The organism is Prevotella sp. oral taxon 376 (genome assembly GCF_003043945.1).
Taxonomy (GTDB): Bacteria; Bacteroidota; Bacteroidia; order Bacteroidales; family Bacteroidaceae; genus Prevotella.
In genome coordinates this window covers 1370110-1387549 of sequence record NZ_PYXG01000001.1, presented here as the reverse complement: position 1 = coordinate 1387549, position 17440 = coordinate 1370110, and the positions used below count along the sequence as shown (strand labels likewise).

Genomic DNA, 17440 nt, shown 5'->3' with positions numbered 1-17440 from the left:
TTTTGCTAAATGGACTTTACAAAGATAAGGATTTTAAGAATTTATCACAAATTTAATGCCGAATAAATGTTTGACATCAAACTTTTTTTGTTAATTTTGTGGGTGAAAAACTCGGATACCCGTCGGCAGCGACAGCTCACGGCATGGCTTTCGCGGCGGGCCTGAATTGCGGAAAATCATTTTTTTAAATAGCAACAGTCATGAATTATCTAACAAACGACAAACTCCTTATCGTCGGAGCCGGCGGTATGATCGGTTCCAACATGGTCCAGAGCGCCTTGATGCTCGGCCTGACTCCCAATGTATGCCTGTATGACATCTATGAGCCAGGCGTTCACGGCGTGTTCGACGAAATCCAGCAGTGCGCCTTCCCGGGTGCCAATGTAACCTACACGGTGGATCCCGAGGTGGCTTTCAAGGGCGCGAAGTATATCATTTCGTCGGGAGGAGCTCCCCGAAAGGAAGGCATGACCCGCGAAGATCTCCTCAAGGGCAACTGCAAGATCGCGGCTGAATTCGGCGAGAACATCAAGAAATACTGCCCCGAGGTATGCCATGTGGTGGTCATCTTCAATCCGGCTGATGTTACGGCGCTCACCGCCCTCATCCATTCCGGCCTGAAACCCAGCCAGCTGACATCGCTCGCAGCCCTCGACTCTACCCGCCTACAGCAGGCTCTCGCCCTCGAATTCGGCATCCGGCAGGATAAGGTTACCGGCGCGCACACCTTCGGCGGGCACGGCGAACAGATGGCCGTATTCGCTTCACAGGTGAAGATAGACGGTAAGCCCTTGGCAGAGATGGGCCTTTCAGAGGAGCGCTGGGAGGAAATCAAGCACCACACCGTACAGGGAGGCTCCAACATCATCAAGCTTCGCGGCCGCAGTTCGTTCCAGAGCCCGGCCTACAATGCCGTCAAGATGATTGAGGCCGCCATGGGCGGAGAGAAGTTTACCTTGCCGGCCGGCTGCTATGTAAACGACGACAAGCTCGGATTCAAGAATGTGATGATGGCCATGCCTACCACCATCGACGCTACGGGCGTTCACTTCGTGGAGCCCCAGGGCACTCCCGAAGAGCTCGCGGAGCTCCAGAAGTCATACGAGCATCTCTGCAAGATGCGCAACGAAATCGTAGACCTCGGCATCGTTCCCGCCGTGGAAAAGTGGAAGAACGACAATCCGAACCTATAACCGGAGCTATCGACCGATATCACAAGGGGCAGAATCCACGAGGGTTCTGCCCTTTTCGCAAGGACATGGCTCACGCCGACACGGGCAGCAAAGCTCAGAAAACGCTAAAACTTGAAGGTTAACGTACCATAGGGCATGCAATGGTTCTTAAACTGCACGGAGAACAACGACGCCACATCTTCCTCTGACGGATTTCCTACAATATTGTAAAGACCGAACCGCAGCAGCAGTTTCGAACGCCGGAACTCCTTACGGAAAGAATAGCTGGCATCTATGCGATAGCGAAACGGATCACGGGCTGTACGGAATGTTTCCAAAGAAGGGTTGTCGCCATCGGAAGAATCATAGAGAATCAATCCTGAGCGAAGGTTTCCGCCCAAGGTAACGAGCGAGGATTTCCCTATGCTATAAGACAATGCCCCGTTCAGGATATGGGGTATATCATAGGCCGACGGCATCTTGCCTCGCTCCTTCAGTTCACCAAACCACTCACGGCTCTTGGACAGCGTGTAAGAGAACTGCCAGTTGAACCGCTGCCAGGCATCGTAATAATACAGGCTTACCCCATGGCTATCGCCTGTGCCCGACATGATATATTTCGACCAGTTGCTGTCCTCTATGTAGACGGAAGGACGCAAGGCCAGCACATTGACGCGGCGCTTATAGTATGCGGAGAGTTCGAGAATGCCTTTCGGCGTATAGTGTTTCCATCCCATTTCGAAGTGAGTAGCCGTCCTGGGCTTGAACCCTTCTATGCTCGGCATGATAAAATCAAAGGGCGTAGTAACCTCGGTTACCCGGATATGATGGAAGAATTGCTCCATGCGCGACATATTCACATACAGCAAGTCGTTGTTTCCCAAGGCCCATTTCAACGATATTCGTGGCTGAATACTATTGATATGCCGATAGTTCCGGGGAATATAGTGTACATAGTGGATGCCGACGAATGCCAGGAAATGCGGCGTTATGCGGATGTGGTTGTCATAGAAGAAGGAAAATTGCTTCGTGAGTTGCCACCTGTTGGCAAGCCCCAGGCCAAAGGCCGTAAGCTCATACTTCTCTAAGATACCCTTCATTCCCCAATGCATCGTATATAAGTTTCCCGGCCGATAGGTAAACAATGTATTGACATAAAGGCTCCTGATGCCATTCCGGATATTCCCCACGCTGTCGGCAAGATATTCGTCCGCATAGGCCCGGATGGTATGAAGCGAATAAGCCAACGAGGTGGAGTTGGCAATCTTAGGGCTTATCTGGGTATTAAAGTGTAAGGCATAGAGCTGGTTTCCCCAATGGAGAATTGACTGTTTGCGGCCATTTTCGGGCACATGATAGTCGTCCGAGGAATTATAGACCGACATCCGGAGCGAGGTTACGGAGTCTAAATCGTAGGAAAACTTAAGGTTGAAGTCGTGGAAAGAGTGATTCATGCGGTCTTCCTCGGAAACAAGACCATCAAAAAAGTCAAGCCAACTATGCCTGCCACTTACCAGATAGGAGAGCCGATTCTTGATGATAGGTCCCTCAAACACCGCTGATGCCGAAGGCATATCCAGCGAAAGCGTATTGACAAAATCCTGTTTGTTGCCGTCGCGCAGCTGTACATCCGTTACGGAAGACAGTCTTCCGTCATACTGCGTAGGGATGAAACCGTTATAAAACGACACGCTTTTCAGCGCATCTCCATTAAAGAGGGTCAACATTGAGTTGAGATGCCCGGGGTCATAGATCGGGAATCCCTCAAGCAAGAACAGGTTTTCATCGGTAGCCCCGCCAGAGACAGAGATATTCATGTTGGCAGAAGTTGCCGACACGCCCGGCAAGATGCGTATCTGGGAGAAAAGGTCTGCATTGCTGAACGACACCATATTAGACGGTGTACCTTCTTCCATTTCCTCCATACTCTTACGACGATTCACCTGAACGGTCTTTATTTCAAATGGAATGGACGCCAGCGATATATTCATCAGGCGGCCGTTGTCTTCCACATCCGTGATGAATTCAGAAGGAGCATAGCCCACATAGCTCACAGCTACCTTGCAACTGCCCCGCCTGACGCCCACATTAAACATCCCGTTGCGGTCTGTTACGGAAAAGGCCTTCTTGCCTCCATGATCGGTAACGATGACCGTTGCGCCGAAGAGTCTTTCCCCCGTGCCTTTCTCGCGTACAATGCCCATCAGATCAAGGAGCTTGATTCCGAGGATCTGAATCAGGATTTTCCGCCCCGGCATGGGCATCAGTCGGTACTCATAGTCTTTCAAGACCCTATTGAGCAGCTCGCTTATCTTGACGGATCCCGACATCTTGCAGGCCACGGGCCTATCCATCTCGATCAGCGAAGCATTATAGGAGAGCACGACCTTTCCCTCGCGCTCTATTCTGTCGAACCACATACGCACGGTGGCAGGGGAGGCATCCACCTGTATAGCCTCCTCTGCCACCGAACTCTGGCCATTTGCGCCCAAGACGGCAAATGCCAATAGAATTGTCAACAGTATCTTATACAAATTTCGTACTCCTTAAACCATACCTTACTTATATATCTTATAGTGAAGCGGGGAGATGGAATCGTAGCGACAGTTGCAGAGCAGGGCAAGTTCCCTGACCGCATCCATGGGCTCCCGTATAGCCATTTTCGTGGTAATCGCATTGTCGCCGATAAGAGCGGCATCCACTTCGATATGGACATCCATCTCTCTTTCTATCCGACTGACAGCCTCCCGAATGGGCGTATTCTCAAAGACAAAGGTGTGGATGGCTTTCTCCGGGGTCAGCCGAACCTTATAGCCCAGGCTATCATCGTTCACGGAAACCTGCTCTCCCTCTGTGAGTATCACGGCCTGGCGGCCGAGCGAGACCTGCACGCGACCCGTGCTTACCGTTACCTGCTCTTTGCCCGAGGCCTTCGCGTCAATGGTAAAAGAGGTACCCAGGACATCAACCCGCAGACGGCCCGCATGCACGGAGAACGGCCGCCCGTTATGGCTCACATCGAAGAAGGCCTTCCCCTTCAGCGTTACATGCCGCTCCGCCTTCTCCCCCTTCTCGGTATATTCCACCGAGGCGGCAGGTGAGAGCATCACCGTAGACCCATCGGGCAAGGTCAGTTCCTGCTTCACGGAAGTATCATTGGCATAGAGCTGCCCGTGGCCGGAGAAGAGATCGCGATAGGTGAAGACACCTAACAGCAACAGCAGCGATGCCGCTATGGCAAGCACAGGATACAGACTGCGCACGAGGGGCTTGCGCCGGGTATCTCCCAAGCGGGCCTCCACCTTGCGCCATGCTGCCGCAATGTCTACCTTCAGCTCCCTGCCGTCGGAAGACAACTTGCCCACCAGCTGGTTCAAACGCTGATACTCCTCACCATTATCTGCCCTATAGGCATCGAGTTCCTTCTGTTCTTCGAGCGTCAAAGGCTCGTCCGAGAAGTGGCGTGCCAGTATTTCATCTATGTTTATTGCAGTATCCATAAGCCGGTTTTAATTAATTGTGGCAACAATATGATGGTGAACGGATGCTTGGCAGAATAGTTCCGGATAATCTTGAAAGCCTTGCCGATATGATTCTCCACCGTTTTCTCCGAAATGCCGAGCGTCTCGGCAATCTCCTTATATCTCATTTTCTGCAGTTTGCTCATCATGAAAACATCACGGCACTTCGGCGGCATGGCCGCAAGCACATGTTCGAGCAGCGACTCATAGTCGGTTACGGGCTCCTCATCCGATGACTTTCCGGACACGGCGATGCACTTATCGTCGATGGAAACAACCCCCATCCGCTGGCGCTGACGCAGGAAACTGATGCAGTTGTTCCTGACCGCAGTCTTCAGATAAGCACCCAGTTCTTCGTCGGGGAGTTCGTCTTTTGCGTGATTCCACACGCTTACGAACAAGTCCTGCACGATGTCCTCACAGTCATCAGGGTCGGAAACATATCCGTGTGCTATACGACATAGCACCGGATAATATTTCTCGAATTGCGCTTTAAAATGTTCCTTCCTGTCTGTCTCCATGAGAGTTTTCCATATTCCTTCCCGCCTTAGAACTTCAGGCTTACGCCTGCTGTCAGGAATCCCTTATAGCCCAAGCCGGCCTCTACGAAGCCACCGATACGATCGTTGCCGACACGGAGGGCGATGGGATTTACCTGAAAGGCAAAGTCCGTAGATGTCTGAGTCTTGGCCTGAGCCTTGGTCTTGCCTACTTCCGTCAGCCCTTTCTCCTTGATACGAGTGAAGTCTACACCGGCAGCAGCCGAGCCATAGAGCTCTATAATGCCTCTCTTGTAGTATACCATTTCGGCTACGGGCATCACGAGGAAGTTCTGCTGTGTTTCCTTCACATCCTTTGTCGCCTCCGCGCCCTTGCCGGCGGCATAGCTCACCTTGCTGGATACGGAAGCGAACCCTAAGTCCAGACCCAGGCGGAAGCGGTTGATATGATATCTATAACCCAGTCCGAACACGCCGCTTGACCGCTCGTCCGTACGCTGCGTTCCCGTCAAGGCATCACCCAGGCCCATGCCCCAGAAACTTGCGGTACCGAGCGTGAGACCGTCGCTATACCCGAGCCTGAACTCATTGCGGTTCGCCGAACCATACTTGCAATCTGACTGGGCAGACGCTTGACCTAAACTTGCCAACAAGCACAAAGATAGTGCAAAAATCTTAATTTTCATTGCTTTTTATTTTAAATTTGAGTTATTCCTTCAGAAACTCCTTTTTTTCGGAATGTTTCGCTTTAATAACTCTCATCAAAGCAAAAACCCCTATCCAGAAAACGGGTTTTTACTAAAAACGGAAAAGGCAAGACTGCCTTCGCCCGCTTACCCCCTGTCGGCCAAGCAGCCGATTCCTGAAAAGTAAAAGAGGGCTTCCCGGCTGACAAAATCGGCGAATTCGTCCTACAAATTCGGCGATTTTGTCCTTCAATCTCGCCGATTTTGTCAGCCGGCAGGCGTCCATCAACATTGCAAGACCGTGCCTCCCGTCCTCCGAGCCATAGTCTCCTTCAACCGCGCCAGTTCGGGCAAATCTTCCCTTTTTCACCTTTTTTAAACGCGTTTCTCCATCCTATTCCGCAGTTTATGCGTATCTTTGCAGGATAAACAAAAAGGAAAAGATAAAAAGAAAATGGAAATCATCAAGGATAAAAGCTACGGAGGAGAGCGTCCCCTGTTCGGTATTCAGGATACAAAATTAGAAAATATCGTGATCACCGACGGCGAGTCGGGCATCAAATGCTGCCGAAATCTGGAGTGCGACAACTCTAAGTTCTACGGGAAATATCCCTGGTGGCATGTAGACGGGTCGCTCATCACCAACTGCTATTTCGCCCCCGAGAGCCGCAGCGCCATCTGGTATTCCGACAACATGCGGATGAAAGACTGCGTGATAGACGGCCCGAAGTTCTTCCGTGAGATGCAGAACCTCGAGCTGGAGAATGTAAAGATCAACGATGCCGACGAGACTTTCTGGAAAATAGACGGCCTGAAGCTGAAGAATGTGCAGCTTCACGAGGGCACATATCCCTTCATGTTCTCGAGCAACATCTATGTCGACGGGCTCAAAAGCGACGCGAAATATGTATTCCAGTATTGCAGGAATGTGGAAATCCACCATGCCGACATCCTCACGAAAGACTCTTTCTGGGAGTGTGAGCATGTTGCCGTCTACGATTCCAACCTCAACGGCGAATACCTGGCATGGCATTCCAAGAATGTAAAGCTCGTGCGCTGCCACATCAGCGGCGAACAGCCTTTGTGCTATCTGGACGGCATCACGCTTGAAGACTGTACCTTCGACGCCGCCTGCGACCGCACCTTTGAGGACAGCCGCAACATCCATGCGGAAATCAAGGGAGCCATCACCGAGATCAAGAACCCCATCGACGGCCACATCGTGGCAGACGAAGTGGGCAAGGTTACCTATACCCGTTTTGCAAAAGGACATGACTGTGTGATTGAAACAAGATAGATGAAATACAATTTCGACAAAGAAACCATCCGTCGAGGCAGCAACTCCTATAAATGGGATATGCCGAAGGAAGACGGTGTGCTGCCTATGTGGGTGGCCGACATGGACTTCGAGGTGGCACCCTGCATCACCGAAGCCCTCGAGAAACGCGTTGCCCATGGCATCTTCGGCTACACCCTGGTGCCGGAAAGCTACTATGAGGCCGTCATCCGCTGGTTCTCCCGCCGACACGGATGGGACATCCAGCGCGACTGGATACTGTACACCTCTGGGGTCGTACCCGCCATGAGCAGCGTCATCAAGGCGCTCTGCATGCCCGGCGAGAAAGTGCTCGTGCAGACGCCGGTATACAACTGCTTTTTCTCGAGCATCCTCAACAACGGCTGTCAGGTGGCAGAAAGCGAGCTGCGGCGCACGGGCGACACTTACGAGATCGACTTCGAAGACTTCGAGCGGAAGTGCGCCGACGAGAAAACCACGCTTTTCCTGCTCTGCAACCCTCACAATCCGGCCTGTCGGGTGTGGTCGAAAGCCGAGCTGCGGCACATGAACGACATTTGCAGGAGGCATGGCGTGCGCGTCGTCAGCGATGAGATACACTGCGAGTTGGTCATGCCGGGCTGTCGATATACGCCTTTTGCCGCCGTCTCCGACGACTGCCAGAACAACTCCATCGCGCTCTCTTCTCCCTCGAAGAGCTTCAACACAGCCGGACTTCAGATGGCCAACATCGTCTGCAACGATGCTGAAACCCGACGAAGAATCAACCGCGCCCTCAACATCAATGAGGTCTGCGATGTCAATCCCTTTGGCCCCATCGCACTCGAAGCGGCCTATAACGGGGGCGAGGAGTGGCTCGAGGAACTCAACCAATATCTTTATCAGAACTACCTCACCCTTAGGAAGTTCTTCGAAGACCGTCTGCCACAGCTCGAGGTCATGCGCCTTGAGGGCACTTATCTGGTCTGGGTAGACACCAAGAGCATCGGCCTCCGGTCCGACGAGCTGACGGAAAGGCTGCTCAAGGAGGGCAAGGTGCTCGTCAACAGCGGCACGATGTATGGCAAAAAGGCGGGCGAAGGCTATATCAGAATCAACATCGCATGCCCCAGAAGCCGCATGCTGGAGGGCCTGGAGCGCATCGCCGCCGTGCTTTCAAACAACACGAAGGAATAAAAAACAAGGAATTATCACCATGCTCAACCGTAAAGACTTTCGTTTCGAGATATGCGCCAACGGCGTGGAGAGCTGCGTCGCCGCACAGGAAGGCGGTGCCGACCGCGTGGAACTGTGTGCCGGCATCCCTGAGGGAGGCACCACCCCATCGTATGGCGAGATCAAGATTGCCCGCAAAGTGCTGAAAAACACGCTCCTGCATGTCATCATCCGCCCACGCGGAGGAGACTTCCTCTACTCCGGGCTGGAGCTTCAGCGCATGGAGGAAGACATCGACATTGCCCGCGAACTTGGGGCCGACGGCGTCGTTTTCGGGTGTCTGAAAGCTGACGGAAGCATCGATATAGAGGCCAATCGCCACTTATTGGAGCACGCAAAGGGGCTGAACGCCACCTTCCATCGTGCCTTCGACCGTTGCAACGACCCTGAAAAGGCCTTGGAACAGCTCATAGAACTCGGCTTCAACAGAGTTCTCACCTCCGGACAAAGACCTACCGCCGCCGAAGGAACCGACCTCCTGCAGCGCCTCAACGAGCAAGCTGCCGGACGAATCACGATTCTCGCGGGCTGCGGGGTCAACGAGAAAAACATCAAGAAGCTGCAGGTACAGACCGGCGTGCATGAGTTTCACTTCTCCGCCCGCGAGAGGCGGAAGAGCCTGATGCAGTATTCCAACCCGGAAGTGTATATGGGCGCCAAGGGCGCCGACGAGGAATCGCTCGACTACACCACGGCCGCACGGGTCAGAAAAACAATAGCCGCGTTGCTCGATTGAGCCCGCGGCTATTATCATAAGCTATTTTTCCATGAAGTAGCGAACCTTCAGCTCTTTTCCTTCCTTATCCAGGACTCTCAAGCGCAGCCGCCCGCCGTTGTGGTCGAAATAGCGCACATAGAGCGGATGCAGCCCTTGCCTCACGGCATGCTGCCCTGTCATCTCACACGGAGAATGCTCCCCGTCGTTGTCTACGACCATCTTGCCGTCGATCTTCAGATAGCTCCCGTCGTCAGAAAGCAGGGCAAAGGTATAGATGCCATCGGCCGGAACCTCGACATAACCTGTTATAATCAGACCGATATTGCCGCTTACCCCCTCGGGAATGGCCACTTCCGCCACCTCATAACGCCCGTTGAGCTTTACCTTGTCTATCCCTGCGCAGTTGGCGCCGCCGTAGTCATACCATGCAACTCTTAGTCCCGGCTTCACGGACGGCAGACTCACGGCCGGCGCGAAATCCTCGCGAATCCAGCTGGCCCTTACCAAATCGCCCTTGCGCCCTTCTTGAGTGAAGGTGCGGAAGGTAAAGTCGGTGGTCTCGGTAACCGCAAACGGTCCGGCATAGAGCTTCGAGTCGGCTTGCGGAATGCTGCCGTCGGTGGTATAACGGACAACAGCCGACGGATCCTGACACTGCAGGCTCACCTCGCCCTTGTCGGTAAACACATTGGTATGATAGAACCCCGTGAGGTCCGGAATACGATACTTTACCCCTAAAAGACGCAGTCGGGCGTAATGCGCGACAAGTCGACGCTGGAAATCTTGCAGGTTCATCACCGACGGATCGCTCCATCCCAGCTCCGCGATGGCTATCATCCGCGGGAAAGCCTGATACCACATGCGGTCGAAGGAGGGCACCCACTCCGTCCAGAGATTGCCCTGGACTCCGAGGACAAGGGCTTTCTCCGCGTCGGTAAGTCCTCCGGCCAAGGGATTGAAGGCATAAATCTTCGGGATGGAGTTCTCGTCTTCCTGGTAGTCAATATAGAATTCGTTATTGGGCGTACAGATGAAGCGGTTGCCATGCGAGGTCGCCTGCTTGGGAGCCTGTGGTTTCCAGCTGCGCCACCACATAATGGTGGTATGGGGCGTAAGGCCCCCTTCGATGACTTCATCCCATGCCAGCATCTCCTTGCCGTTGGCATTGAAGAACCGTTCCATATAGTGATTAAACCACGCCTGCAACTGCGGTTCGGCCGTCAGGCCGTTTTCCTTCATGCGTTTCTGGCAGTCTGGACACGCCTTCCAGTTCTTCATGTCCACCTCGTCGCCGCCGATATGCACATACTTCGACGGAAACAGCGCGAAGACCTCCCGCCATACATCCTTGCAGAACTCGAGCATCGTGTCCTTGCCCGGGCACATCGGCGTGGTGAAGAGTTTGCCCCAGCCCGTCTGCCTGAAGCAGGAGAGCCCGGCATAATTGGCTATGGCCGCCAGACTATGCCCCGGCATGTCGATCTCGGGAATGACCTCGATGCCCCGCACGGCGGCATAAGCCACCACCTCGCGTATGTCTTGCTGGGTGTAATAGCCGCCATACTGCTCCTGTCCGGCAGCGTTTCTCCGGATTTTCGACGGCTGAATCTCCAACTCCGGGTTGTCCTCGGCTTTGGCGCGAGCCATGCAGACGGAGTCCTGATTGTTGAAGGTGCGCCACGCCCCGTTGTCCGTGAGCAGCGGATACTTCTTTATCTCGATGCGCCAACCTTGGTCGTCGGTGAGATGCCAGTGGAATTTGTCGATCTTATAGAGTGCCAGCACATCGAGCAGGGACATCACCTCCTCTTTGGTAAAGAAGTGGCGGGAACAGTCGAGCTCCATGCCCCGCCAGTCGAAGCGCGGCTCGTCGGCAATGGACACATAGGGCAAGACCCACCGCTTGTCCGCAACGATCGCCGAAGACTCTATCTCCTGGGCAAACAGCTGGCGGAGCGTGGCGATGCCGTTGATGACTCCCCGATAGGTATTACTCTCTATTCGCACTCCGTCCTTATGCACACGCAGGGTGTAAGAGCCCTCCTTGCCTGCGGCGGAGAGTGCCAGCCGGATGGTTCCCTTCGTTTTTTTCTGCCCCATCTTATATCCCGTAGCCTTGCCGAGCATCTCGCCCAGGTAGGTTGCTGCAGGACGAAGCTGCGCACTCTCGCAGCTGATGGTCGCATTTTTCGTCAATACGAACTCTCCCGTTCCCCACTCCACCTTGACGGGTTGGGGTATCAACGCAGGCCTCTGGGCCGTTGCCGTCAGAACGAGGAGCAAGAGGCACAGCGAAACAATAAGCTTAGTATACTTCATAATCTCGGTTTTTTGATTTGCACAAAGTTAATGAAAAAACTTCAATTCCTATATGCAAAACCGTTAAAAGGTAAAAAAACACTTCCAGAAACAAGCACTTACGGGCCAGTATATACTGCTTTTTTCGTAACTTTGCCTTATTCTTAATCCACAGATCCATGTCAGAGATGAGAAAAATACTGTTATCCCTCTTCTGCTGCCTGTCGCTGACGGCAGTCCGTTCGCCGACATGAAGGTCAGCGACTTCTTCCATTTCGCATACACAGGGCAGATGCTGAGCACCACCAACGGCAGCCCCTTCAGGGAGACGGAGACCCTGAAAGACCGGATGGACGGCATCGTCTTCCTCCATTCCGTCAGCAAGTTCACCATCCCGCACATAGAGCCGGCCATTTTCGACGATGCCTTCATCCGACGAATCGGCAAGCGCACGGGAGGAAGCGTCAAGTCTCTTGCCGATGTCTATGCGCTGATAAAGGCCGGACACCCTATCCTGGCGCCGGAAATCGAGCGGCTGGAGACCCGGCTCAAGCAGTAGTCAAGGAAGCGGGTGAACGGCCGGCTCGCCTCCCAAAGACATCATGAGACGGCAGGAGTGGCGGTCCGCTTTTTTCGGAATGGCCACAGAAGACCGACTGGAAAGTCTCTCCTCTGATTCCGGACAGCCGTCAGGAGCCTGACAAAATCGGCGATTTCGTCGGACAATTTCGGCGATTTCGTCGGACAAAATCGCCGAGATTGTCAACAAGGCAGCGACCTTTTAGCAGACAGCTGTCCATCCCTTGGCATTTCCAAAGCGATAGGGAACAAAAAAGGGAGCCGTCTCCGACTCCCGAGTATCTTATCGGCAGGATTAAAGCGGCACATCCGAGAGAATCTTGCGGGTGGCTCCCGTCATACGCTCCACGAACTTTCCGGCCGCCTCGCCGCTCTCGCTCAGGAAACCGGCATCCGTCGTCAGGCGGCCCATCAGTTCCCCGAAGCTCGCGGAATCCTGAATCTCGAAGCCGCCACCGGCCGCAAGCAGACCTTGTGCCTCCTGAAACTTCTTGTTGTTGGGACCGAAGATGACGGGCATGTCCCATACCGCCGCCTCGAGCACATTGTGTATGCCGGCGCCGAATCCGCCTCCCACATACGCCACGCTGCCGTAGTGATAGATGCTGGAGAGCAGTCCGAAGCAGTCGATGACGAGACAGTCGGCCTCCCTCGCGCTCTCCTCCGTGGCCTGCGTATAGCGCACGGTCTTGCGGTCGAGGCGGTCGAGAATCTGCCTCAGGTGGTCTTCCCCGATCACATGGGGCGCAATGATGAGCTTCCACTCCTTGTGGGCATTCAGGTAGTCGATGAAAATCTCCTCGTCGGGAGGCCATGACGAGCCGGCCACGAAGACGCGGGCGGGAGCCTCTACAGCCCCTTCCCCCGCTGGGAGAGACGAGGCGGAGCCTCCGACGAAGGCCTCTACGAGAGGCAACTGCCTGGCCGCCGACTTTATCTGGAGCACCCGGTCGAAACGGGTGTCGCCGACGACGGAAACGCAGTCGATGCCGATGGTGTGGAGCAGAGACCTGCTGATGCGGTTCTGCACATAGAAATGCGAGAAGCAACGGAGCACACGCCCGTAGGCCGCGCCATACCACTTGAAGAAAATCTGGTCGCGGCGGAAGATGCTGCTCACACTATAGGTGGGTATGCCGCGATACTTCATGATGTGCAGATAGTTGTACCAGAACTCGTATTTGATGAAGAATGCCATCACGGGGCGCACCGTGCGCAGGAACCCGCGGGCATTGCCAATGGTGTCGACGGGCAGGTAACAGATGATGTCCGCTCCCTGATAGTCCTTGCGCACCTCGTAGCCCGAGGGCGAGAAGAAGGTGAGGAGGATCTTATACTGCGAATGTTCCTTACGAATCTGCTCCATCAAAGGACGCCCTTGCTCGAACTCCCCGAGCGACGCGGCATGAAACCAGATGTACTTGGCATCAGGATCCACCTTCTCGCGGAGCACTCCCACGGCCTCGCGCTGGCCTCGCCACATCTTCCTCACCTTCTCGGAAAAAAGGCTCGCCACGACAAAACCGAACTGCATCAAATACATTAATATATTATACATATCTACAACCTGACGCTATCTTCCGATGAGGAAGGATGGTTAATGGGGTTATTTCAATACTTCGATGGCCTTCCTCAGGCGACGGAGGGTTTCCTGCTTGCCGAGGAAAGCCGATATGTCGAACATGCCGGGACCCTTGCCCTCACCCACGAGGGCAAGCCGAAAGGCGTTCATCACATCTCCCAGCTTGTAGCCCTTGTCCTCCACCCACTTCAGGACAACGGGTTCCTGACCCTCTATGCTGAAGTCGCCGATGCCCTCAAGGACGGCCATGAGCTCAGCCATCTGCCGGGCGGAATACTCCTTCCAGCGTTTCCTGACGGTCTTTTCGTCATACTCCGTCGGGGCGATGAAGAAGAAAGAGCACAACGGCCAGAGCTCCCTGACGAAGCTCACACGGTCTTTCATCAGGTGCACCACTGCCGTAATGCGCTCCATGCTCTCGTCAATCCCGTTGTTGGCCACGATGGGGGCAAAGAGGCCGGCTATCTCGTCGTCCGTCTTGCGGAGGATATACTCATGGTTGAACCATATTCCTTTCTGATAGTCGAACTTCGCGCCGCTCTTGGAACACTTGGTGATGTCGAAGGCCCCGACCAGCTCGTCGAGGGAGAACAGCTCCTGCTCGGTGCCCGGGTTCCAGCCCAGAAGGGCAAGAAAATTGACCACGGCCTCGGGGAAATATCCGCTCTCCCGATACCCGGAGGAGACTTCTCCGCTCTTGGGGTCGTGCCATTCCAAGGGGAATACGGGGAATCCGAGACGGTCGCCGTCGCGCTTGGAGAGCTTGCCCTTGCCCTCCGGCTTGAGCAGCAGGGGCAGATGGGCAAACCGGGGCATGGTATCCTCCCATCCAAAGGCCCTGTAGAGCAACACATGCAGGGGCGCGGAAGGCAGCCACTCCTCGCCGCGAATCACATGGGTGATTTCCATGAGGTGGTCGTCCACTATGTTCGCAAGGTGATAAGTGGGCAGTTCGTCGGCACTCTTGTAGAGCACCTTGTCGTCCAGGATGTCGCTTTTCACATGCACTTCGCCGCGAATCAGGTCGTCCACGACAATCTCCTGTCCGGGTTCCACCTTGAAACGGACGGTATATTGCTGGCCGTCGGCAATCAGGCTCTCCCACTCCGCAGGTTGCAGCGTCAGCGAATTGCGCATCTGCATGCGGGTGCGGGCGTCATACTGAAAGTTCTGAACCTCGCCGCGCTTGGCCTCCAGCTCCTCCGGAGTGTCGAAGGCATAGTAGGCCTTGCCCTCGTCAAGAAGCCGGCTGACATATTCCTTGTAGATTTCCCGCCGCTCGCTCTGGCGGTAAGGGCCGTGATGGCCTCCGAAACTGACACCCTCGTCGAATTTGATTCCCAGCCAGCGGAAGGCTTCGATGATATATTCCTCGGCTCCCGGAACGAAGCGATGGGAGTCGGTATCTTCTATTCTGAACACAAAATCGCCCCCGTGCTGCTTGGCAAAGAGGTAATTAAAAAGGGCAGTACGCACGCCTCCGATGTGCAGAGGCCCTGTGGGACTTGGCGCAAAACGCACCCGAACTTTTCTTTCTGACATTCTGAAATATGAAGGTAAGTTGTATTTTTTGTGCAAAATTACTATTTTTTTTCGAGTATTGCGTATTTTTTTCGTATTTTCGCAGAGGAAACAATATATCCTAAATATGAAATTCAAGGCATCCGATAATCATTACTGGCGCAATCTACTCACGCGAATAGCGCTGGTCGTACTGACCATCCTACTCATCGTATGGTTTCTTCCACGCAACGAGGGACCAAGCTTCCGCTACGATATCAATAAGCCTTGGATGTACGGATCATTCATTGCGAAGTTCGATTTCCCCATCTATAAGACCGACGAGACCATCAAAGCTCAGCAAGACTCCCTGCTGAAGGCCTTCCAACCGTATTACAACTATGACCTTAAAGTGGAGACCGAGCAGCTGAACAAGCTCCGCCAAGACTTCAAGGAGGGGTTTCCGGGACTCCCCAAGGAATATGTCTCGCTGGTCATCACTCGTTTGCATCGCCTCTATCAGGCCGGAATCATGAGCGCTCCGGAATATGGAGCACTCGCGAAAGATTCCTCCAACATGATTCGGGTGGTCAATGGGAAGGAGGCGCAGAGCCTGCAAATCAAGTTTGCCTACTCCACACTGACTGCCTACAACATGCTTTTCGACGACGAGCGACTGTCGCCCCTAAAAGCGGTACTACAGAAATTCAACCTCAACGAATACATCGAGCCCAACCTGCTGTATGACAAAGAGCGCAGTGAGACGGAGCTTAACGACTTGCTCAGCGGCATCTCGCCCGCAAGCGGCATGGTGCTCAGCGGACAGAAAATCATCGACCGAGGCGAAATCGTAGACGAACACACCTATCGGGTGCTCTCTTCCTTCGAAAGGGAGTTGCAAAGACGGAATGCCGCAACCACAGAAATCACCTCCACCGTTATCGGACAGCTCCTCTATGTGGCCATCATGGTGCTGCTTTTCTCGTTCTATCTTTGGCTTTTCCGCAGAGATTACTTCAACAAACCTCGCAGTATCACCATGCTTTATGCGATGATAACGATATTTCCCATCATCGTCTCGATCATGATGTCGCACAATTTCTTCAGCGTCTACATCCTGCCGTTTGCGATGGTGCCCATCTTCGCCCGAGTCTTCATGGACTCCCGGACGGCATTCATCACGCATGTTACGATGATACTCATCTGTGCGGCCGCCGTCAAATACCAATACGAGTTCATCATCGTGCAAATCGTAGCAGGCCTCGTGGCCATCTATTCCCTCCGCGAACTTTCTCAAAGGGCTCAGGTTATCAAGACGGCACTCTTCGTAACGCTGGCAAGCTGCTCTATCTACTTTGCCCTCCAGTTGATGCAGAGCAATGACATAACCAAGCTCGACCATAGCATGTACTATCATTTCGTCGTGAATGGGGTGTTGCTTTTGCTGGCCTACCCACTGATGTACCTTATCGAGAAACTGTTCGGATTCACCTCCAATGTTACGCTCTTTGAGCTTTCTAACACCAACAAAGGTGTGCTCAGAGACCTGAGCGAGGTCGCCCCGGGCACCTTCCAGCATTCCATCACCGTGGGAAACCTGGCTGCCGAGATTGCCAACAAGATTGGGGCAAACAGTCTTCTCGTGCGTACGGGTGCATTATATCATGACATCGGGAAGATGGCCAACCCCGTCTTCTTTACCGAAAACCAAGCAGGCGTGAACCCGCACGAAGCGCTCACCTCGCTCGAAAGCGCCCGCATCATCATCGGACATGTCATGGAAGGCGTGAAGATAGCCGAGAAGAACAATCTCCCCACGGTCATCAAGAACTTCATTCTCACGCATCACGGGCGCGGACTTGCCAAGTATTTCTATGTGAAAGAGCAGAACGAGCATCCCAACGAGATCATAGACAAGACGCCTTTCATGTATCCCGGCCCTAATCCATTTACCCGCGAACAGGCCATCCTCATGATGGCCGACACCGTGGAAGCGGCCTCTCGCTCGCTGCCCGACTACACCGAGGAGAGCATCAGCAACCTTGTCAACAAGCTCATAGACGGTCAAGTAACCGACGGATACTACAAGGAGTGTCCCATCACTTTCCTTGATATCGACCAAAGCAAGAAAGTGCTCATCGAGCGACTCATGTCTATCTATCACACGCGCATCCAATATCCCGAACTGAAGAAAAAAAACGAAGCCGGAAAAGAGACTCCCCGGAAAGAACATTACTATCAGGAAAAGAGCCGGAAATAACCCTTTATTTATGCACAGATTGCTAAATTTGTGCATAAACGAGGTCGTTTATAGTTAACATTTATAAAAATAGCAAAACGAAAAGGCGTATTATAGAACACAATTCGTAACT

General features: G+C 53.6%; 13 protein-coding genes. 6 read left to right on the top strand and 7 right to left on the bottom strand.

The window, feature by feature from the left end:
- Window positions 1–200: 200 nt before the first annotated feature.
- Window positions 201–1193, top strand: a complete 993-nt coding sequence (locus C7120_RS05990) for a malate dehydrogenase (protein ID WP_107620768.1) — start codon at window positions 201–203, stop codon at window positions 1191–1193.
- Window positions 1194–1297: 104 nt separating this feature from the next.
- Here the strand turns inward: C7120_RS05990 and C7120_RS05985 are convergent, their stop codons facing one another.
- The 4 genes from C7120_RS05985 to C7120_RS05970 are packed head-to-tail and all read right to left on the bottom strand — an operon-like array spanning window position 1298 to window position 5879.
- Complete coding sequence (locus tag C7120_RS05985; RefSeq protein ID WP_199220674.1) at window positions 1298–3706, bottom strand: TonB-dependent receptor domain-containing protein; 2409 nt, start codon at window positions 3704–3706, stop codon at window positions 1298–1300.
- Window positions 3707–3730: 24 nt separating this feature from the next.
- Window positions 3731–4672, bottom strand: a complete 942-nt coding sequence (locus C7120_RS05980) for a FecR family protein (protein WP_107620767.1) — start codon at window positions 4670–4672, stop codon at window positions 3731–3733.
- Window positions 4657–5214 carry an RNA polymerase sigma-70 factor gene (locus tag C7120_RS05975; RefSeq protein WP_107620766.1) on the bottom strand — a complete coding sequence of 186 codons (558 nt, stop codon included), beginning with the start codon at window positions 5212–5214 and terminating at the stop codon, window positions 4657–4659. The genes C7120_RS05980 and C7120_RS05975 overlap by 16 nt, the downstream gene beginning before the upstream one ends.
- A 26-nt stretch (window positions 5215–5240) precedes the next feature.
- Window positions 5241–5879, bottom strand: coding sequence for a hypothetical protein (locus C7120_RS05970; RefSeq protein WP_107620765.1), 639 nt, complete (start codon window positions 5877–5879; stop codon window positions 5241–5243).
- Between the two features lie 454 nt (window positions 5880–6333).
- Between C7120_RS05970 and C7120_RS05965 the strand changes: the two genes are divergently transcribed.
- Genes C7120_RS05965 through C7120_RS05955 form a run of 3 tightly spaced genes read left to right on the top strand, consistent with a single transcriptional unit; the run spans window position 6334 to window position 9127 of the window.
- A complete protein-coding gene (locus C7120_RS05965; protein ID WP_107620764.1) occupies window positions 6334–7176 on the top strand; it encodes a DUF3737 family protein in 843 nt (280 codons plus the stop codon).
- Window positions 7177–8352 (top strand): MalY/PatB family protein, encoded by a 1176-nt coding sequence (locus C7120_RS05960; RefSeq protein WP_107620763.1) that lies wholly within the window; start codon window positions 7177–7179, stop codon window positions 8350–8352. It begins immediately after the preceding gene.
- Between the two features lie 19 nt (window positions 8353–8371).
- Complete coding sequence (locus tag C7120_RS05955) at window positions 8372–9127, top strand: copper homeostasis protein CutC (RefSeq protein WP_107620762.1); 756 nt, start codon at window positions 8372–8374, stop codon at window positions 9125–9127.
- A 21-nt stretch (window positions 9128–9148) separates the two neighbouring features.
- Here C7120_RS05955 and C7120_RS05950 read toward each other — a convergent pair whose 3' ends face one another.
- Window positions 9149–11428 carry a family 20 glycosylhydrolase gene (locus C7120_RS05950; protein ID WP_107620761.1) on the bottom strand — a complete coding sequence of 760 codons (2280 nt, stop codon included), beginning with the start codon at window positions 11426–11428 and terminating at the stop codon, window positions 9149–9151.
- A gap of 229 nt (window positions 11429–11657) precedes the next feature.
- Between C7120_RS05950 and C7120_RS05940 the strand changes: the two genes are divergently transcribed.
- Window positions 11658–11966 (top strand): hypothetical protein, encoded by a 309-nt coding sequence (locus C7120_RS05940; RefSeq protein WP_107620759.1) that lies wholly within the window; start codon window positions 11658–11660, stop codon window positions 11964–11966.
- A 315-nt stretch (window positions 11967–12281) separates the two neighbouring features.
- Here the strand turns inward: C7120_RS05940 and C7120_RS05935 are convergent, their stop codons facing one another.
- Together C7120_RS05935 and gltX are read right to left on the bottom strand one after the other, a co-directional pair.
- Entirely contained in the window at window positions 12282–13544 is a 1263-nt protein-coding gene (locus C7120_RS05935; RefSeq protein WP_107620758.1) for a 3-deoxy-D-manno-octulosonic acid transferase, read from the bottom strand.
- Between the two features lie 48 nt (window positions 13545–13592).
- Window positions 13593–15110: a glutamate--tRNA ligase gene (gltX, locus tag C7120_RS05930; protein ID WP_107620757.1), complete on the bottom strand. Its 1518-nt coding sequence runs from the start codon at window positions 15108–15110 to the stop codon at window positions 13593–13595.
- A gap of 106 nt (window positions 15111–15216) precedes the next feature.
- Here gltX and C7120_RS05925 point away from each other — a divergent pair, with 106 nt between their 5' ends.
- Window positions 15217–17328 carry an HD family phosphohydrolase gene (locus tag C7120_RS05925; protein ID WP_107620756.1) on the top strand — a complete coding sequence of 704 codons (2112 nt, stop codon included), beginning with the start codon at window positions 15217–15219 and terminating at the stop codon, window positions 17326–17328.
- Window positions 17329–17440: the final 112 nt, after the last annotated feature.